17 protein-coding genes and 2 pseudogenes are annotated in these 19848 nt (G+C 56.7%); 8 read left to right on the top strand and 11 right to left on the bottom strand.

Annotated elements, in window-relative coordinates; all coding sequences use genetic code 11:
- Position 1: 1 nt before the first annotated feature.
- Positions 2–591, top strand: a pseudogene (gene kdpC, locus AU511_RS04880) (potassium-transporting ATPase subunit KdpC).
- Between the two features lie 123 nt (positions 592–714).
- Here the strand turns inward: kdpC and AU511_RS04875 are convergent.
- The 7 genes from AU511_RS04875 to nac form a co-directional block, all read right to left on the bottom strand.
- Positions 715–1452: an amino acid ABC transporter ATP-binding protein gene (locus tag AU511_RS04875; protein WP_094099969.1), complete on the bottom strand. Its 738-nt coding sequence runs from the start codon at positions 1450–1452 to the stop codon at positions 715–717.
- Between the two features lie 10 nt (positions 1453–1462).
- A complete protein-coding gene (locus AU511_RS04870; RefSeq protein ID WP_094100015.1) occupies positions 1463–2218 on the bottom strand; it encodes an amino acid ABC transporter permease in 756 nt (251 codons plus the stop codon).
- A 4-nt stretch (positions 2219–2222) separates the two neighbouring features.
- Entirely contained in the window at positions 2223–2918 is a 696-nt protein-coding gene (locus AU511_RS04865) for an amino acid ABC transporter permease (protein ID WP_094108955.1), read from the bottom strand.
- A gap of 36 nt (positions 2919–2954) precedes the next feature.
- Positions 2955–3707 carry an SDR family oxidoreductase gene (locus AU511_RS04860; protein WP_094099967.1) on the bottom strand — a complete coding sequence of 251 codons (753 nt, stop codon included), beginning with the start codon at positions 3705–3707 and terminating at the stop codon, positions 2955–2957.
- 119 nt (positions 3708–3826) lie between these two features.
- Complete coding sequence (locus AU511_RS04855) at positions 3827–4624, bottom strand: LamB/YcsF family protein (RefSeq protein ID WP_094108979.1); 798 nt, start codon at positions 4622–4624, stop codon at positions 3827–3829.
- A 2-nt stretch (positions 4625–4626) separates the two neighbouring features.
- Positions 4627–5055, bottom strand: coding sequence for an acetyl-CoA carboxylase biotin carboxyl carrier protein (locus AU511_RS04850; protein ID WP_094108954.1), 429 nt, complete (start codon positions 5053–5055; stop codon positions 4627–4629).
- Between the two features lie 254 nt (positions 5056–5309).
- The gene (gene nac / locus AU511_RS04845) at positions 5310–6233 is read right to left on the bottom strand and encodes a nitrogen assimilation transcriptional regulator NAC (protein ID WP_094108953.1); all 924 of its coding nucleotides are present in this window, start codon (positions 6231–6233) and stop codon (positions 5310–5312) included.
- A gap of 380 nt (positions 6234–6613) precedes the next feature.
- Between nac and AU511_RS04840 the strand changes: the two genes are divergently transcribed.
- Complete coding sequence (locus tag AU511_RS04840; protein WP_094099964.1) at positions 6614–7816, top strand: pyridoxal phosphate-dependent aminotransferase; 1203 nt, start codon at positions 6614–6616, stop codon at positions 7814–7816.
- Between the two features lie 275 nt (positions 7817–8091).
- Here the strand turns inward: AU511_RS04840 and AU511_RS04835 are convergent, their stop codons facing one another.
- Genes AU511_RS04835 through AU511_RS04825 form a run of 3 tightly spaced genes read right to left on the bottom strand, consistent with a single transcriptional unit; the run spans position 8092 to position 10634 of the window.
- Positions 8092–9081 carry a 5-oxoprolinase subunit C family protein gene (locus AU511_RS04835; RefSeq protein ID WP_205756418.1) on the bottom strand — a complete coding sequence of 330 codons (990 nt, stop codon included), beginning with the start codon at positions 9079–9081 and terminating at the stop codon, positions 8092–8094.
- On the bottom strand, positions 9078–9788 hold the full coding sequence (pxpB, locus tag AU511_RS04830; protein ID WP_094099963.1) for a 5-oxoprolinase subunit PxpB: 711 nt from the start codon (positions 9786–9788) through the stop codon (positions 9078–9080). The genes AU511_RS04835 and pxpB overlap by 4 nt, the downstream gene beginning before the upstream one ends.
- A gap of 3 nt (positions 9789–9791) precedes the next feature.
- Complete coding sequence (locus AU511_RS04825; RefSeq protein ID WP_094108952.1) at positions 9792–10634, bottom strand: transporter substrate-binding domain-containing protein; 843 nt, start codon at positions 10632–10634, stop codon at positions 9792–9794.
- Between the two features lie 340 nt (positions 10635–10974).
- Between AU511_RS04825 and AU511_RS04820 the strand changes: the two genes are divergently transcribed.
- The 5 genes and pseudogenes from AU511_RS04820 to AU511_RS04800 all read left to right on the top strand — a co-directional run bounded on the left by AU511_RS04820 (position 10975) and on the right by AU511_RS04800 (position 17455).
- Positions 10975–11898, top strand: a complete 924-nt coding sequence (locus tag AU511_RS04820; RefSeq protein WP_094099961.1) for a DMT family transporter — start codon at positions 10975–10977, stop codon at positions 11896–11898.
- A 475-nt stretch (positions 11899–12373) separates the two neighbouring features.
- Positions 12374–13474 (top strand): FUSC family protein, encoded by a 1101-nt coding sequence (locus AU511_RS04815; RefSeq protein WP_094099960.1) that lies wholly within the window; start codon positions 12374–12376, stop codon positions 13472–13474.
- Positions 13475–13917: 443 nt separating this feature from the next.
- Positions 13918–15923: pseudogene (gene aegA / locus AU511_RS04810) on the top strand (formate-dependent uric acid utilization protein AegA).
- The gene (locus AU511_RS04805) at positions 15920–16438 is read left to right on the top strand and encodes a 4Fe-4S dicluster domain-containing protein (RefSeq protein ID WP_094108951.1); all 519 of its coding nucleotides are present in this window, start codon (positions 15920–15922) and stop codon (positions 16436–16438) included. Before aegA ends, AU511_RS04805 begins: the two are co-directional and overlap by 4 nt.
- Before the next feature lie 297 nt (positions 16439–16735).
- Positions 16736–17455, top strand: a complete 720-nt coding sequence (locus tag AU511_RS04800; RefSeq protein ID WP_094108950.1) for a 4'-phosphopantetheinyl transferase family protein — start codon at positions 16736–16738, stop codon at positions 17453–17455.
- 115 nt (positions 17456–17570) lie between these two features.
- On the opposite strand, the gene AU511_RS04795 is transcribed toward AU511_RS04800, so the two are convergent.
- Positions 17571–18908, bottom strand: a complete 1338-nt coding sequence (locus tag AU511_RS04795; RefSeq protein ID WP_094108949.1) for an NCS2 family permease — start codon at positions 18906–18908, stop codon at positions 17571–17573.
- 261 nt (positions 18909–19169) lie between these two features.
- Between AU511_RS04795 and yieH the strand changes: the two genes are divergently transcribed.
- Positions 19170–19844, top strand: coding sequence for a 6-phosphogluconate phosphatase (yieH, locus tag AU511_RS04790; protein ID WP_094108948.1), 675 nt, complete (start codon positions 19170–19172; stop codon positions 19842–19844).
- The last annotated feature ends 4 nt before the right edge of the window (positions 19845–19848 follow it).

The following is a 19848-nucleotide window of genomic DNA, read 5'->3' as shown; positions in this document are numbered from 1 at the left end:
TATGAACCTGATACGTCCTACGATTTCTCTGTTTGTCCTGCTGGCCGTCATCACTGGCGCAGCCTATCCGCTGTTGACGACGTCGTTATCTCTGTTGGCCTTTCCAGACACCGCCGGCGGTCGCTGATCGAACGCGACGGACAGCTTCGCGGTTCAGCCTTAATCGGCCAGCATTTTACTCGGACGGATTATTTCCACGGCCGCCCGTCGGCGACCGCCGACACGCCTTACAACCCGCAGGCCTCTTCCGGCAGCAATCTGGCGGCGAGCAATCCGGCGCTGGACCAGGATTTCAAACAGCGCGTGACGGACCTGCGCGCCGCCAATCCGCAGGCGAGCAGCATGGTTCCCGTCGAGCTGGTCACCGCCTCCGCCAGCGGTCTGGACCCGCACATTTCACCCCAAGCCGCGCTATGGCAGGTGCCTCGGGTGGCGTCCGCTCGTCATCTGCCGGAAGACGCTGTGCGGCGTCTGGTGCATGCGCACACGCAGCCGTCGCGTCCCGACTTTATCGGCGAAGCGACGGTTAACGTGCTGGCGTTAAATATGGCGCTGGACGATATGCAGAAAGATTCGCCGCAAAAACAGTAGTGAAACGGACGAAACCCGCGCGACGGGGGCACCACCGGGACAGCGAAGGACAGGAAGAAGCAACAGGCTCGCGCCGTCGTATTCACCAGAGACGGCGCGATAGAGTGCCACGGTGGATAAGCCTTAGTGCTGGCGCAGATCGCTCAGAAAGCGCTGCGCGCGCGGGTGCTGCGGCGATCGAAAGAAGTTTTCAGGCGCGGCCTTTTCCAGAATCTGGCCCTGATCCATGAACCAGACGGTGTCCGCCACGTCGCGGGCGAAATTCATCTCATGGGTCACGCACATCATCGTCATGCCTTCCTGCGCCAGCCCGCGCATGACGTTCAGCACCTCCCCCACCATCTCCGGGTCCAGCGCCGAGGTCGGTTCGTCGAACAGCATCACCGGCGGCTTCATCGCCAGCGCGCGGGCTATCGCCACGCGCTGCTGCTGACCGCCGGAAAGCTGCGCCGGATAGGCGCTCGCCTTGTGCGCCAACCCGACGCGCTCCAGCAGTTCGCCCGCATGCTTGCGCGCTTCCGAACGTTTGACGCCCAGCACTTTCACCGGCGACATCATGATGTTGTCCATCACCGAGACGTGCGGGAACAGGTTGAAGTTCTGGAACACAAAGCCAATGCGCGTACGCAGTTGGTTGAGCCGGGTGCTGGTGCCGTGGATATCGATACCGTCGAACAGGATCTGTCCTTTTTCTATCGGCTCCAAACGGTTGACCGTCCGAATCAGCGTTGACTTGCCGGACCCCGACGGTCCGCAAACCACCACGACCTCGCCGCTTTTGATCTCGGCATTCAAATCGGTCAACGCCTGATAATCGCCATACCATTTGCTGACCTGGTTAAACATAATCATCGGTCTCATCATGCATTCCTTATAGCGACGGAGTTTCGGTCAATAATTCGGTTTTTTCGGCCGGCGCGGCGGCGGGGTTTTCATTACGCCGTTTGCGCGCCACGTGCGCCTCCAGCCGGTTAGCCAGCCAGGTCAGACTGAAGCAGATCACGTAGTAGCTCAGCGCGACAATCGCGAACACCTGAAACGGCTTGGTCAGCAGTTGATTGTTGACCTGATTGGCGGCAAAAGTCAGCTCCGGCACGTTGATCACATAGCCCAGCGTGCTGTCCTTGATGATGGACACCAGTTGGCTCACCAGACTGGGCAAGGTGTTGTAGAGCGCCTGCGGCAGGATCACCATGCGGAAGGTTTTGACATAGCTCATGCCTAAAGCCCGCGACGCTTCGTACTGCCCGGACGGCAGCGCCTGAATGCCGCCGCGAATGATCTCGGCAATGTAGGCGCTTTCGTAAATCACCAGCGTGCACAGCATCGTCGCGAAGCCGCTAATGTTATGGCCGATCAACAAAGGGATGCAGAAGTAGGTCCAGAACACCACCATGAGCAGCGGAATGCCGCGCAGCGCGTAGACCCAGCAAGCCGCCGGCCAGCGTAACCAGCGAAAAGGGGAAATGCGCGCCATGCCCAACAGCATGCCTACGGGGAAGGCGAACAACATCGCCAGCACGGAGATCAATAACGTACACAGCACGCCGCCAAGGGGGCCATTTGGATACTGCCCCATCAGAAACAGCATCCCGTTGTCGTGTAAAATCGTGAAGATATCGGCCACGGGATTACCTCGCATAGACGCGCTGGAAATGGCGAGCCAGCAACGCGCCAGCGCCCATCAGCAGCAAAGAGAAGATCAAATAGCCGACGGAGGCCACCAGATAAGACTCGAAGGTACGGAACGTTTGGTTTTCGATATCGCGAGTGACGTAGGTCAGCTCCGCGACGCCGATGACCATCGCCAGGCTGGTGTTCTTGAACAGCAGTACGGTGTGATTGATTAACGACGGCAGTGAGTTACGCAGCCCCTGCGGCAGGATAACCAGCCGCATCGCGCGACCGTAACTCATGCCCAGCGCGCGCGCCGCCTCGTTTTGCCCATCCGGGATCGCCCGCAGCCCGCTGCGGATATCCTCGGAGAAATAGGCAGCCTGACACAGACCCAGCGCAAACATCGAGAACAGGAACTCCGCGTTAAAGTCGTTGATCCACATCTGCACCGACTCCGGCAGCAGCGTGGGGATCGCGAAGTACCACATCATCAGCTGAATCAGCGTCGGCACGTTACGGTGGTAAGACACGTAGGCCGACACCAGGAAAACCGCCGTACGTTTATGCGTCAGGCGGACCACGACCAACAGCAGCGCCAGCGTCATAGCCAGCAACCAGGACCCCAGCGCTAGCTTCAGGGTAACGATGACCCCCTCGCCGAGCATCGATCCAAATTGATCGGTGAAAACAGCGGAAAAATCGAGCGTCATCGTTTGGTCTCCCTCAGCGCCTGATGGTTCTGATATTTACTCTATGGAATCGCCCGGCCGCATGGTCGACAAACCGCCCATGACCTGTGTGGTCGGCGTAATTTCAATATGACCGAAGTTAACGTTGACCGGCGCAGCAAGGACGAATGCCACGGTATCCGCGATATCCTTCGGCGTCGGTAAATCGAAACCATCAATGTAGCGACGACGGGCATCTTCAATATCGCCCATCGCAATACCGATAATGTCAGTCGCGACGCGGCCGGGGCAGAGTTCAGTTACCCGAACCATTTTGCCGTAACAATCCAATCGCAGTTGACGCGACAGGGCATGCACGCCCGCTTTGGTGGCGTGATAGATGGAGTTGCCGTTGAAGTTATAGACCGCAGCGATAGAAGTGACGTTAATGACGTGCCCGCAGTTTCGCGCCTTCATGCCTGGCACCACTAAGCGGCTGAGGTGCAACACCGCTCGCAGATTGACATCCACTAACGTATCGATCACCTCTTCATCGGCATCCAGAATGGAGCCAGACCGGGAAACGCCGGCGTTGTTGACCAGCACATCGACCTGAATTTCACTGCACAAGCGCGTCAGCGCATCCGTATCGCTGACGTCGATAGCATGGGGGATACAGCCGGTGCGGGCCGCCAGCGCGTCCAGTTGCTCTTTGCGGCGCGCCACCGCATGGACCGTCAGCCCTTCCTGACACAGGCGTTCGACAATGGCTTCGCCAATACCGGCTGATGCGCCAGTCACCAATGCAGTTTTATAATCTGAAAATGGCATTTTCAATCTCCTTGTAAGATGAAAGGACATCCGTGTTCGGTGCCCCCTCTTTTTTCCTACTCTAACTAGCCATGGCAAGCAAGCATAAGACATAAACGGTGTGAGGCGATAAGGACGACTTATAACGAGGTTTGCTCCCAGCTCTGCTGACGAATTTGCTCTGAAACCGGCGCAATACGCAGGCCGGTTTCTTCAATCGTCGCGCGCAGCGTTTTAACCATCTCGATCGCCTCAGGCGTATCGCCGTGCACCAGAATCGAGGAGACATCGAGCGTCAGCGTGTCGCCATCGATGCTCTCAATGGTGCCTTCCGTCAGCAAACGGCGAACCCTCGCCTTGACCTGTTCCGTATCGTGTATGACCGCGCCCGGCTTGGCGCGGCTGACCAGCAGTCCGTTACTTTCATAGGCGCGATCGGCCAGAAAAACGCACACCATGCGTAAGTCGAGGCGCCGCGCCACGCGATCCACCGCATTTCCCGCCATCGTGCTGATAATTATGTTCGGATCGAAGGTTTTGACCGCACGGAGCAGGACGTCCGCCAGCGCTTCATCCTCCGATACCATGTTGCCGAGAGCGCCGTGAAAGCTCATATGGGTCAATGGGTAACGCGCCGCGTGGGCGAACGCCGACAGGGCGCCGAGCTGATAGGTGACATAGTGCGCCAGCGTGTCCGGGTCGATCTGCATACGACGGCGGCCGAATCCCATCAGGTCGGGAAACCCGACGTGAGCGCCGAGATCGACGTGATGTTGTTTGGCCAGTGCGACGGTTTTCGCCATGATCGCCGCGTCGCCGGCGTGAAACCCACAGGCGACATTGGCCGAGGTGATCAGCGGCATCAGCGCCGCGTCATCCGCGATCTGATAGTCACCAAAGCCTTCGCCGATATCGGCATTCAAATCTATCGATTTCATCATTAGCCCTCTGTTTTTCTCAGGGTGAGGATGACGCTGTCATACTCGACCGCATCGCCTTGCCTGACCGGCATCGACGTGACCGTGCCATCGGCCGGACTCAGCACCGGCAGGTAGGCCAGCCCAACTTTCAATAGCGCCAGCAGCGCGCCTTCCCGAACTGTGGCGCCGAGCGAAACAAACGTCTCCTCGCGTCCCGGATAGTGCAAACAGACCGTGCCGGGCATGCAGGCTCGCAGAATCTCAGTCTGCGGCCCCTCTTCGTCTGCCCGCGCGCCAGCGGACATCGCAGCCGTGACACCGCAAGCCGGTTCAAACCTCAGGCGAACATGGTAATCGCTGCCCCCGATCTCTATCTGGGTTAACCCCGAGCGACGCATCGTGTGAGCCACCGCACGTAGCTCCCGGAGTGCTAATGAGCTGTTTTGCATAAATATCCTGTCAACTCGTCCGACATCATTTCGCCACGCGACGGGCGCTTCCCGTGGGTCGCTGGACAGACTGGCGGTCAACACAGGAAAGGAGGACGTTGGCAGGCAAAAATGCAAATACGACCGGAATCGTCGCCTGTCGCCGACGTCCGAAACCGCCCGTCGCCCCGGCGTACTGGGGATGTCCGCACTCTACCGTGGCGACAGGTTGATTCGGTAAGAGGGTTTCGCTTTGCGACGATAAGGGAGACTTATTACCCCACCAGCGCCAGCGGACGGTTGTCCGTGGTGCGTTTCACCATCAGCGATAACAGGATGTCTTTGACGACTTTCGCGGGCTGCGAGAGCGGCAGATGGTCCGACATGCAAAACGTCAGGGAGACCTGAATGTTTGGATCGACAATTTTCGCCATCCAGGCGTTGCTGGCCTGTAGCATGGCGCGCGCGGCGGACTCCGGCATGATGGTGCAGCCCAATCCTTCGCCCACGGCGGCATTCAGCGTGGTTTGCGACTCGATTTCACAGTTGACCTTGTAGGATATCCCCGCCTGAACAAACGCATCATCCACCCCCTTGCGCATCGTATTGTAAATGCGCGGCAGGAACAGGTCGTAGCGCGCGACGTCAGCCAGCGAGATAGTGCTTTTCGGCGCGTCCAGTACGTGAGGGCAAACGAAATAGAGGTCTTCCTTCATCAGCGGCATAAAGCGTAGGCCGTGGATTTCGCGGCTACCGTAAATCACCGCCATATCCATACGCCCGTTCATAATGAGCTCACTCAGCGTAGTGCCGAAATTTTCGTTGAAATACAGCACGATGCCGGGATGCTGCCGATGCACTTCCTTCATCAGCGGCAGCGCCAGCTGCTGGGCGGCCGTCCCCGGGGCCAGACCGACGGACACGCTGCCCGAAAGGGTCAGCCCGGCGCCGTCGATGGCGATTTGCGCCTGATCGCACTGGCGCAGGATCGCCTGTGCGTGCGTGTAGAGAATTTTGCCCGCTTCGGTCGGCGTGACACCGCGCTTGGTGCGGATTAACAGCTGCTGATTGACCTCGCCTTCCAGCGTCGCCAACTGCTGGCTGAGAGCGGGTTGCGCGATATGAAGAACATCGGCGGCCTGCGTCAGGCTGCCCACGTCAACGATTTTGATGAAGTATTTGAGTCGACGGAGATTCATCGTGGCTTCCTCACTGCGGGATCTTGACCTTGATCAAAGCAAGATTGGGGCCAACGCGCACGACCATGAAAAAGGCGGGATACAGACAAGAATTTCAGCCGGTTAGGTCCTATTCGCTTGCCCTGTCTTGCGCGCTTCTTCCCGCCATGTGCACCACCGTGAAGCAGGGCAGCCCCCTCACGCTGCGCCGACACGCACAACCATTGCATTAGGTTATGTCACCACAACAAAGCGCTATTGGCCTCTGCGCCGAGTTCACTTTTATGCTCTTCCTAACCTGGGTCATCCATCGACCTGCTTTTCGCACCGTGCCGCTCGCCTGATCCTGCCGTTGCAGGCCTCACCGGCATGACGCCCCTGACTGACTGGAATCCCCGCACATGCCTGAAATTGCCGATCGCCTAAAAAATGTCACCGTATCCGCTTCTGTGGCTATGACGCAGAAAGCGCGAGATCTCGCCGCACAAGGTATCCACGTTATTGGGTTATCTACCGGCGAACCGGATTTCCCCACGCCGCGGCATGCCACGGAGGCCGCCTATGCCGCCGCGCTGGCGGGCGATACCCGCTATCCGCCCACCGACGGGACACCGGCGCTGCGCGCGGCCATTCAACGCAAGTTCAAGCGCGACAACCATCTGGACTACGACACCCGTCAGATCATCACCGCTGGCGGCGCCAAGCAGATTATCTTTAACGCCTTTATGGCGACGATCAATCCAGGCGACGAAGTGCTGCTGCCGTCGCCGTCGTGGATCAGCTATGCCGATATTGTGAAATTCGCCGGCGGCGTTCCGGTCCCCGTCGCCTGTCCGCAGGAAAATAACTTCAAGCCTTACCCGGAAGACATCGAAGCTGCCATTACCCCGAAAACCAAATGGCTGCTGCTCAACTACCCCAGCAACCCCACCGGTTCGGTCGCCAGCCGGGCCGATTTGCAGGGCATCGCGGACGTCATGCTGCGACATCCCGACATCTGGATCCTGAGCGATGATATTTATGAGCACTTGATTTACGACGACGTGACCTTTTACACCATGGCGGAAGTCGAACCCCGCCTGCAAGATCGCGTTCTGACGGTCAACGGCGTCTCCAAAGCCTGGTCGATGACCGGCTGGCGGCTGGGTTTCTGCGGGGGACCGAGCGATCTGATCAAAGCGATGAGCAACGTCAATACGCAGAACGCCGGCGGCGTGACCACGCTCACTCAGGCCGCCGCCGTCGCGGTGCTGGACGGCCCGCAGGATCTGCTGAAAGAACGCGCGGAGATTTACCGCCAGCGGCGCGACTATGTGCTGGAACGCCTGACCTCCATTCACGGTCTGCTGTGCCACAAACCTCAGGGCGCCTTTTACCTCTACGTGAATATCGCCGCGTTTATCGGCAAAACCACCCAGGGCGGCCGCTACATCGCCAACGACGCCGACTTCGTCATGGCGCTGATGGAAGAACACCACGTGGTGACGGTACAGGGCGCGGCCTACGGCATGAGTCCATTCTTCCGCCTCTCCTACGCGACCAGTAGGGAGATACTGCAAAAAGGCTGCGACCGGTTGGCAACCTTTTGCGAAGGGATGCGCTAAACGCCGCCCCACCGAAGCCGATGGATCGACGGGGCCGATTTGCGCCCCGTTTTTTTTATGCCCGCAGGACACGCCATAGCCGAATACGACGCCCATAGAATCCCTTTCAGCAGCACGTCATACCGCCAGACTCGGCGTTGCCAAAAAGGAGTCATTAGGGGGAACACGACGCGGAAGCCGGGAGCGCCGGTCATCGAAAAGAAGGAGCGACAGCCAGCCATGATGCCGCAGCCTGATGGACGTCTTCGCGGCATGGAAAACCGAACGGCGGCGATCTATCCGTTCAGCGCCGCGGCAGCGACCTGATGACAGCAGCGGGAGACGCCTAGCAAGTACGCATTCACCGCGCGGTTGACGGCAATCGCCTCGGCGGCATCGCTTTCAACCAATTGCAGGCGTTCGCCCGCCTGCGCCTGACCCAATCGCCACAGGTCGTCTTCGATGACGCCCGCAATTTTAGGATAGCCGCCCGCCGTATTGGCGTCGCTCAACTGAATAATGGGTTCTCCCGCCGGAGGCACCTGCACAATGCCGGGGATCAACCCGTAGGAGCGCATTTCCACCGTTCGGGACGGGACGAGCGGCTCGCCGCTCAGGCGATAGCCGGTGCGATTGCTGTGCCGGGATATGGTCCATGACTGGGACCAGAACCGCGCGGCGTCGTGGGCAAATAGGTCGAATTCGCCGGAGGGGATCGCCCGTAGTTGCATGACGCCTTCCGGGCTGACCGGAAAGAGATCGGCCAAAGCCACCGACGGCGGCACGGCGCCAATGCCGCCCGGCGGCAGCGAACATGGGCTGGCGTCCCCCGTCGGCAGGCGATCGCCCTGCATCAACGGTCGGCCGTCCAACCCGCCGAAGTTGCCGCGCAGCGCGGTGCTCCGCGACCCCATGACCACGGGAACATCAATCCCCCCCGCCACGCACAGATAACCGCGGGCGCCCTGGCGGGGATACGACATCTCCAGCACCTGTCCGGCCAGTACCTCGCAGGCCCACCAGGGCGGGAGCGCTTTGCCGTCCAGAGCGGCGCGGCAATCGGCGCCGGTCAGGGCGATGGCGCCATGATCGGTGAAACGCACGCGGAAAGGAAAAAGCTGCACTTCGATCCCGGCCGCATTTTCGTCATTGCCGAGCATGAGATTGCCGACACGCAGCGCCAGCGCATCCATCGCCCCGCTGACCGAGACGCCGATGTGGCGAAAGCCGGTGCGGCCAAGATCCTGAACGGTATTTAACGGACCGGTTTTCATCACCTCAATCACAGTTCAATCCTCTCAGGCAGAAAACGGATGCTGTCTCCGGGCGCCATGACCGCAGGCGTTTCTGCCCAAGGGTCGAACAGCGGCATATCGGCGAAGCCGATCGCGTTCCAACCGTTCGGTCCGGTTAACGCCGATACCCCCGTCTGCGCGCCGCCGATGGTCACGGTGCCTTTCAGCATATTCAGCGACGGCACTTTTTTGCGTGGCGTCGCCAGCGCTGGGTCAAGACCGTGCAAATAGCCGAACCCCGGTGCGCTGCCGAGCGCGAAAACGGTGTACTCACCCTGATAGTGACGGCGGATGACCTCTTTTGCCGTCAGCCCGGTGAACTCGCACACGGCATCCAGATCCGTCGCGTGCTCGCCGCCATAACTGACGGGAATGTCGATGCGTTTACCCTGCGAGGTGGCGGCCCGCGCACGCTCCCAACCATCCTGCAACAGATGGACGACGGCGGACGGCTCCGGCGGGATGTGCTTGAACAGCACCAGCAGGTTGGTCACGCCGGGGATCAACGATTCGATATCGCCACGTTGCCGCAGTAACCCAGCCAGCGCCCAGATGCGCCTTTGCGCCGGAAGATCAAACTCGCCCGGCGCATCGACCAGATAGGCCCGACCGCCAATCGTGGACACTTTTACCGGCTCGCCCTGACTGACGATCGTCAAGGCGACGCGCTTCGGCTCGTCGCGTGACAGCAGGGTCATGGGTTATTCCAGCGGTTCGAATTTCAGACTTGAAAGCGGCTGCACTTTTTCTTCGCGCACCATCTTGTACTCAGTGTTCGGTCCAATCCAGGTATTCCAGATAGTATCAATAGCGCCGGCGTCATCCATCGCCTTCAGGCTGCGGTTCACTTCCGCCAGCAGCGCCGGCTCGTCTTTTTTCATACCGACGCCAATCGGCTCCAGCGCCATTGGCTCTTTGATCATACCCAGCTCAATACCGTCTTTTTTCGCCTGAGAGATCATTTTGACGGCAGTCATGGTGTTGGTGACGAAGCCCACGACCTTATTCTGCTCCAGCGCCAGGAAGGCGGAGGCCGCATCCTGGAACGTGACGGCTTTCGCGCCCGCCAGATGGATAGATTGTTCGGAGGTGGTGCCTTTGGTCGCGCTGATGCGTTTATCTTTAAAGTCCGCCCGCGTTTTGTTTTCGTTCGGCTTCTTCACCACCAGCATCTCTTTCGCGACATAGTACGGGTCACTGAACTGGATTTGGTTGCCGCGCGTTTTGGTATACGCCAGGTTGGCGACCAGCACATCAGCCCGACCGGTGGCGATGACGGCGATACGAGCCTCAATCGAGGTCGGCATCAGGTTGGCCTTGACCCCCATCTCCTTCGCCAGCGCATGACAGAGATCGACATCCATCCCCGCCAACTGGCGCGTTTTGGGGTCAGGGGACGAAAATGGCGGCACGTCGGAATAGACCGCACAGTTTAATTGGCCGCGAGCGTGGATATCCGCGAGTAAATCCGCATGGGCGGCGGGTGACAACGCCACCAGCAGAGGCATGGCCAAGACTGCACCCGAAAGCAATTTCAATTTCATCACGAATTCCCCGCTATTTTAATTAAGATTCAGTGTTCTTCTGACGCAGCACGAAAGAAGCGGTATGAAATAAATGACTAAAAATAAAGAGATAACCGCTAAAACTTGGCGCGACTCTTCTAGCAGTCTGACTATAGAAGCGATGAAAGACGATGTATAAGACGGAAAGCGTGTGTGGTGATATGTAATTTGTATGACGGGGAGAAAATATAAGGAAAAACTATCCAGACAGAACGAAATTATCTTAACGGACGCGAAGACAGTCACTTTATGGTGAAGGACGATTTCCGGCATCAGGAAAGCGAATGTCGTTATTGCAGCCAGAGAGTGAAAATAGACAATGAATTCCAGAATGGGCGTACTCCTGAAAATAATGTCGGCGCTGTGCGCGACATTAATGCTGGCCTGCGTCAAAGGATTAAACGGCGCTATCCCCACCGGCGAAGTCATTTTTTTCCGTTCGTTCGTTGCGCTATTTCCCCTACTTATCTGGCTCAAGTTTCAAGGCAATATTCTCGATTTAATCAAAACCCGCAATGTGTTTGGCCATCTCATCCGTGGTTTTTCCGGTACGGGGGGTATGTATTTTAACTATCTTGCGCTGGTCTATATTTCGTTGGCGGACGTGACCGCTATTAGCTATGCCGCGCCGTTATTTACCGTCATCATGGCGGCGATATTATTGAAAGAGATCGTCCGCTTTTATCGTTGGTTGGCCGTCGTAGTGGGTTTCTCGGGCATTCTGGTGATGCTGTCGGCATATCTGGGCGCCAGCGGATCTGTCTTTTCCTCGACCGCGGGCGTTGCAAACGGATCGATCATCGGCGTCGCTTTCGCGCTGCTGGCCGCGCTCTGCACCGCCGCGTCGTCGATACAAATTCGCTTCCTCAACGGCGTGGAAAAGCCCGGCGCCATTGTCTTTTACTTCTCGCTGATGACCATGTTCATCGGTCTGGGAACGCTGTATTTCGGCTGGCTGATGCCGACGTTTCCGCAGCTCCTCCTGCTGATTGGCTGCGGTTTTTTCGGCGGTATGGCGCAGATACTGATTACCTTGAGCCTGCGCTACGCCGACGCCTCGCTGCTGGCTCCCTTCGATTACACCACGCTGGTGTGGTCAATGCTGATCGGTTATCTCTTCCTTGATAGCGTGCCGGGAGGCTCGACCATCGCCGGCGCGGCGATCATTGCATGCGCCGGCATTTTTACCGTCTTGTGCGAACGGCGTCAGAAGAAAACGGTTATTCGGCGCTCAGCTGTTTAGCCGTGCAATGATTAAATAACCTTTCTCTTTTTACCCGCCACGCTGAATGCACCGGGGGTGAGAAATTATCTCAACCTAATGTATTGATAATATTTTCACCCCAAGATCATTTTTCTTAATAGTAATCACTATTTTTTTATTTACAGCGCCATCCATTAAAGTTATTCACCCTTCCTTCAATATAAAATAATTCCATTCTCTATAAATATGAGAGATTCCGTATTGCCTTGCTTTTAAAACATCAACTTACAATTTATTACTTTTACTGGAGGAAATGAGCTTCTTATAAGAGGAAGATTGAGTTTCTGGAGGCAACCCTATTGTTAACTTTAGTTAAAAAAGATGCTATCCTCTCTATCCGTTGTTGGATGACATCATTTCATTACCGGTGGAAATAGGGTTTTCGCGATCGACAATTAACTTTGCAACACAGAGGTTAATAGTGATTTAGCGGGTGCTTTTAAAAGAAAAGACCATGAAAGTAGAGAATTTACAATATAAATATTATCGCACCTTCCATGCGCTGCGCTTAACGATTTCTTTTATTTTCGCTTTACTCCTATTGGCAAAACTCGATTTGGTCAAAGACGTCTCGTGGATCCTGATCACCATGATCGTCATCATGGGACCGATGTCCTATAAAGGCAGTGTCTATCCCCGCGCCATCCAGCGCTCGACCGGCACGTTGATTGGCATCATCTTTGGTATTCTTTCGTTTTATGCTGGGAAATACACCTTTTCGGGCATGATCGTGATCATCGCCCTCGGTATATTTACCTGCGGCTATCTGACGCTGAGTAAAATCCCTTATGCCGGGATACTCATTGGTATTACGCTTTCAGTAACCGTCAGCGCGTCGGGCGGGAATCTGGATATCGCGCTATGGCGAATTTCCGACGTATTTATCGGCTGCGTCATCGCCGTCATTTTTTCCAGTATTTTACCGCACAAAGCGAGTATTCATTGGAATATAGAGCTTTATAAACTCATATCCAATCTGCATCAGCTTTACTGCGCCAATTTATCTCGTAATTTATTCAACCGGCCCGAATTAAAAAATCTTAACAGTATTAATAAAAAAGCCATCTCCGATATATTGAAACTCTCCATACCCGCCCAGAAAGAAACCAGAATAGATAAAAAAATTTATATTTCACTACAGGAAACCATTCTTGATATTGTCTCTTATCTGAATTTGATTGAAAAAGCTTTCTGGGACTGTTCTGTGAGTCACCATATTATTTGCGCCTCTTCGCTGTCGAAAAAAATAAATTACGCGATCGACTACCGCTTTAAACTTTTACAAGCGCTTATTCGCGACGATATTAACGATCCGGATGCCATAAAAAAATTCCACCATAAGGAATTTGAACAGGATGTCATGGAGGAACTGCGCTCAACGCTGTTGGACCGGCACGCCGGAAACGACATCGCGATAGAAAACAAAATCTACGGCTATTTTTATCTGGGCACCCAGATTATCGACAAGCTGGATGCGCTGGCCATGCTGCTGAGCACGATGAAGTCACAGCAGCGCAGGCACGTCCACCTGCGCATCAGGAATCGCGCGGAATAACGCTTTTCGCCGACTTTACCCGCGGCTCATCCGGACCTTCAGCGACCGCCAGAGACGCTGAATACCTTTGAGAGACTTTACGTAACCGTTCTTTTAATCCCGCACCGGGATTTGTGTACAAGATAATGACTCTCAATACGCTAACATACTGAATAAATTTAATTATTCTTCCTTTTGATTCTCTGTTTTATATCAAAATAGCCGGAGCGGGTAGCCGCTAGGATAAAAATTCCACGCCAGACCACGAAGCCGCTATCCTTGATATGACTTCGACACCAGCCCCAAGCTTTTCGCTCTGGCCGGACAATTAAAAAGTGTGACGGTCGTCACCCAAAAAGTAAGCAAGCGCTTACTTTTTGTTATTTTACAGATAAAGTAAGACGCGGTATCGGCCTTTATGCAATGCCGTATCCTGCATCAACACGATCTTATCGGGAGAAGATATGAATCGGTTTATCGTCGCAAACGCCAAGGATTGCATCGGCTGTCAAGCCTGCGAGATTGCCTGTGTGATTACCCATAACAATGGCGCTTATCCTGAAAGCGCGGAAAACTTTACCCCTCGTATCCACGTCTTTCATCAAGCCAAACGGCATTCCGCGGTCACCTGCCATCACTGCGAAGATGCTCCCTGCGCCGCCACGTGCCCGACACAGGCGCTGGTAAAAAAGAGAACAGCATTCAAGTTATCGCTGAGAAATGCATTGGGTGTAAGACCTGCGTCATTGTCTGTCCTTTTGGCGCGATATCGGTGGAAACGTCAGAAAAAACGCCGGATACCGCATCCGCTCACAAATGCGACCTCTGTATCGGCAGGGCCGAAGGTCAAGCTTGCGTTGAAGCCTGCCCCACCCAGGCATTGAGCTTGGTTAGTGAGCACACACTAGAGCAGCAGCGTCAGGAAAAACAACGCGAGGCGGCTCAACGTTCCGCGCCCGGCAACTGGCGCGCCGCGCCGCCCTATAACCCATCGCGTCCCCCTCTGCTGAATAAACGCAAAGGCTGGCCGCGGATGGACGCCATCAAGAAACCGCTCAATGAGCGCGTTTCCACGTTCAATGAAATCTACCTGGGCTTTACGCCGGAGCAGGTCCAGGATCAGGGCGGACGCTGCATGACCTGCGGTCAGCACGCCGTCTGCGAATGGACTTGCCCGCTGCATAACAACATTCCTGAACTTCTGCGTCTGGCCAAAGAAGGCCGCATTATGGAAGCCGTGGAGCTATCGCATCGCACCAGCAGTCTGCCCGAGATCTGCGGACGGGTCTGCCCGCAGGATCGTCTGTGTGAAGGCGCCTGTACGCTCGGAAAAGAAGCCTATGGCGCAGTGACCATCGGCAACATTGAACGCTACATCACCGACACCGCGCTGAAGATGGGCTGGAAACCCGATTTGAATCAGGTTAAGCCGACCGGTAAACGGGCGGCGATTATCGGCGCGGGCCCCGCCGGGCTGGCCTGTGCGGATGTCCTTACGCGAAACGGCGTCAAAGCGGTGGTCTTCGATCGGCATCCCGAGATAGGCGGCCTGCTGACATTCGGTATTCCCTCCTTCAAGCTGGATAAAGACGTACTTATCCAGCGCCGTGTCCTGTTTGAGGGCATGGGCATTGAATTTCATCTCAACACCGAGATCGGGCGCGATATACCGCTGACGCAACTGTTGGATGAATTCGATACCGTTTTTGTCGGCGTCGGCACCTACCGATCCATGAAAGCCGGTCTGGATAATGAAGACGCGCCGGGCGTTTATGATGCGCTGCCGTTCTTGATTGCCAATACCAAGCGGGTTATGGGCCTGCCGGACCTGGAAGATGAACCTTACGTCTCGATGCAGGGCAAACGCGTGCTGGTGCTCGGCGGCGGCGATACCGCCATGGATTGCGTACGCACTTCAATACGTCAGGGGGCGGAGTCAGTCACCTGCGCCTATCGTCGCGACGAGGCGAATATGCCGGGGTCGAAAAAAGAGGTGAAAAACGCTCGCGAGGAAGGGGTAGAGTTCATGTTCAACGTACAGCCGCAGAAAATCTGCCTCAACGAACAAGGCGAAGTCTGCGGCGTCAGCCTCATCCGTACCGAGCTGGGAGAGCCGGATGCCAGCGGCCGCCGCCGGCCGCAGCCGGTTGAAGGTTCCGAGTTCATCCATCCGGTGGATGCCGTGATTACGGCGTTCGGCTTTCAGTCTCACGCGATGCCGTGGCTGGATGACGCAGAAGTACAGCGCAACAAGTGGGGGCAAATCGAGGCTCAACCGATCGGCCGCCACGCCTGCCAGACCAGTCATCCACGCATTTTTGCCGGCGGTGACGCCGTACGCGGCGCCGATCTGGTGGTCACGGCGATCGCTGACGGCCGTAAGGCGGCGCGCAGCATGATCAACGCGATGAGCGAACCGCAAACTGCCGCGGCGACATCCCGCGTCGACTCGCAGGAGCTGGTGCGATGAATTCGTTCGTCATTGCCGACGCCAGCCAATGCATTGGCTGCCGCACCTGTGAAGTCGCCTGCGCCGTCGCCCACACGAGCGGCGGGCTAAGCAGCCTAAACACCGCGTCATTCGCCCCCAGGCTTACGGTGATCAAAAGCGCCGAGGTCAGCGTGCCGGTACTGTGCCACCAGTGCGAGAACGCGCCCTGCGCCAGCGCCTGCCCGCAGGGTGCCTTGGTTGCCCAGAACGACAGCATTCAGGTGGTTTCGTCGCGCTGTATCGGCTGTAAAAGCTGCGTCATCGCCTGTCCCTTCGGTGCGATTCGGGTGGTGACCTCGCCACAAGACAAGGGGGAACCGCACGCCCACAGCGAAGTGCACAAGTGCGATCTGTGCCAAGGCGTGGCAGACGGCCCCTCCTGCGTCAGGGTGTGTCCGACCTCGGCCCTGCGGCTGGTGACGCCCGACGTTCTGCGCCAGCAAAGGGAAGAACGACAACGGCAGTCGGCTGGAGAGAGTACCCATTCGCACTAGTCGTCGTGTTTCAGGCTGTTTTGGCGCCACGACGGCAGACTGGACATAAAAAACATCGGTCATCCCATCACGCCGTGCCCTTGTCTCACGGGCGATCCTGCTGACGGCGACTCTCCTTGTTTCAACGAGGCAGGGAGAGAGTTTTGACGAAAACAACACATGCATTCACCGTTGAATATTAATCCGTTAATTTTTGCTTAGTTAATATTTTTGTCTGTGATATATAGCATCACAGCGTTTATATCGCCTCTGCTAACCTTGGACGCCCCGATTTGCGTCATTATCATGGAGTGAATTATGACCTGCCATTTCGTCAGGTGGACCAGCACGGAAGTTTTGCCGAGTCTGCAACGCCTGTCTGACGACCTGATCGCCTCAACGCAGAGTTTTTCGATGAAGCGGCGCGAACGCTATCTGAAAAGCCGGGCGTTATTGGCAGAACTCATGTTTTATCTGTTTGGCTATCCGATGCTGCCTCCCTTGGTGACCGCGCCTAACGGCCGCCCCTGCTTTAGCGATATCAACCTGCCCAGTTTTAGCCTGGGCTACGCGGGGAATACTATCGGGCTGCTATTGAGCGAGACGGGCAGTGTGGGGATGAGTATGGAGATCGTCCACGTGCGGGCGTCACAACAGCCGCAGCCGGTGTGGCAGACGCAGGCGGAGAGGGCATGGGTTGACGCACAAATCGATCCGCTGGAAGCCGCCTCTCAGCTCGCCGTCATCCGTCAGTCCGTGCTTAAAATACCCGGATTCAATCTAGACGGCAGTAAATCGTTGAAGCTTCATCCGGCGTCAGGACGACTGCGCGTGGCGCATTTGTCGGAAGTGGAGGCGATGAGCGACATTGACGATTATCTGGCGTGGGCCTGCGCCCGGACGCCGCAGTTAAACCGGCTGGTACTGTGGAACTACACAGTGGCAGGAGGGCTGAACAAAACGTCAGAGATTATTCAACAACAGCGCCAGTCGACACGGTTTATGAAACTGACCAGCCGCTCGGCGGAGAAAAAATAACGCGGCTGTCGCCGCGTTATTTCCGCCATCTTAAGAAAAGCGACAGCGTGATGTCACCGCCCCGAACTGACAGCTTCAGGTGATTAACGCCACGCCGTGTTAGCCGGGCGAAACATTAGTGCGCGTCGACGAAGACAATTTTCAGCAGGAACAGCACCGCGACCACCACCACGCAGGGGCTGATTTCACGCCAGCGTCCGGTCGCCGCTTTCATCACGCAGTAGGAGATAAACCCAAGGGCGATCCCTTCGGTGATAGAGAAGCTGAACGGCATCATGACGGCGGTGATAAACGCCGGCACGGCTTCCGTCAGGTCTTCCCATTTCACGCGTGCAAGGCTGGACGTCATCAGTACGCCGACGTAGATCAGCGCGCCCGCAGCCGCGTAAGCCGGCACCATCCCCGCCAGCGGCGACAGGAACATCACCAGCAGGAACAACACGCCCACCACAACGGCCGTCAGGCCGGTACGACCGCCGACCGAGACGCCGGAGGAGCTTTCGATATAGGCGGTAACGGAGGACGTACCGATAAAGGCACCCGCGACTGAGCTGATGCTATCCACATAGAGCGCGCGCTTCATTCCTGGGAACTTGCCCTTCTCATCCGCCAGTCCGGCTTTTTCGGTCACGCCGATCAACGTACCGGAGGAGTCGAACAGGTTAACCAGCATGAAGGAGAAAATGACGCCGGAGAGGCCGAGATTCAACGCCCCAGCCAGATCAACCTGACCCACAACGTTAGTAACGCTCGGCGGCAGTGAGAAGACGCCGGTATATTTCACGTCACCCAGCAGCAGGCCGATGGCCGTCGTGATAACAATGGAGATCAGCACCGCGGCGTGAATGTTGCGCGACGCGAGCACCACGATGATGAAAAAACCGAGTACGCCCAACAGCACGCTGTGCGAGGTCAATTTACCCACCGCAACCAGCGTATCCGCGTTCGGCACGATGATCCCGGCGTTTTTCAGCCCCATCATCGCGATAAACAGGCCGATGCCGCTGGCGATACCCAAACGCAGACACTGCGGGATATTAGCGATCATCCAATAGCGGATCTGGAACACAGACAACAGCAAGAAACCGATTGCGCCCCAGAAAATAGCGCCCATCGCCACCTGCCAGGGCAGGCCCATCGCGCCGACCACGGCAAAAGCGAAAAAGGCGTTAAGCCCCATCGCAGGCGCCAACGCCACCGGCAGGTTCGCCAGCAGGCCCATCAGGATACTGCCGAAGGCGGCGATCAGACAGGTGGTGACAAAGACGGCCTGCGTATCCATTCCGGCCACGCCGAGGATTTGCGGGTTAACAAAAACGATGTAGACCATCGTCAGGAACGTCGTAAAGCCCGCGATCGTTTCAGTTCGCGCCGTGGTGCCGTGCTGACGTAATTTGAACACGCGTTGCAGCAGCCCACGCTCGGACGCGGAGCCAGTTTGAGATTTATCCATGAGTCATAATAGCCTGAAGAAAGGGAAAGATTATCCGTCAGGTATCCTATACCAAAATTCTCAGCGGTTGACGCTGTTACGCCGTTTTTTTATCTACCATAAGGACATCCTATGTATAGGCAAGAACAGGCCGCAGGGTGATGCGAGGCACGTGACGCATTCGCGGGCGAACCCCACTTTTGCCCGCAGACACAAGCCATTACAACCGCACCAATGTGCAGTAAAGTAAGGTTATCTTTTCTCTCCCCGGTAAGGACGGTCATGTCCCAGATTGAGTGCGTTTTCTTTGACTGCGACGGAACGTTGGTCGATACCGAAGTGTTGTGCTGTCAGGCCTATGTCAATGTGTTTGCCACCTACAACGTATCGCTGGCATTGGAACAATTCATCGCCGAGTTTAAAGGCGTCAGGCTCCACGACATTATTCTCCGCACCTGCGAACGCTATCATTTGACGCAAGAAACCGCCGTATTGGAGCAGGAGTATCGGGACGAAATCGCCCGTTTGTTTGACGCGGCACTGCAACCCATTCCGGGCGTACGCGAACTGCTGGAAGAATTGCAGGTCCCAACGGCGGTCGTCTCGAATGGGCCGGTGAGTAAAATGCAGCGCACGCTGGGGAAGACGGCGCTTCTGCCCTTTTTCGGCGATCGCCTTTACAGCGGCTACGATATTCAAACCTGGAAGCCGGACCCGGCGATCCTCTACTACGCCGCCGATCAGATGAAGGTAGCGATTGAACGCTGCATTTTGGTGGAAGACTCAGAGGCCGGCGTACAGGCAGGCATTTCCGCCGGGATTCCGGTGTTTTACTACTGCGCCGATGCGCTTAACCGGCCCATTCACCACCCGCTGGTCACCCAGTTCGATGATATGCGCGCTCTGCCCGCGCTCTGGCGCGAACGCGGCTGGGCTCAGTTAACGCGCCACCGCTAAGGGG

Origin of the sequence: Lonsdalea iberica, from assembly GCF_002111585.1 — a bacterium.
GTDB lineage: Bacteria > Pseudomonadota > Gammaproteobacteria > Enterobacterales > Enterobacteriaceae > Lonsdalea > Lonsdalea iberica.
Note: the sequence above shows the minus strand (reverse complement) of the source record. Positions and strands in the feature narration are given on the sequence as shown.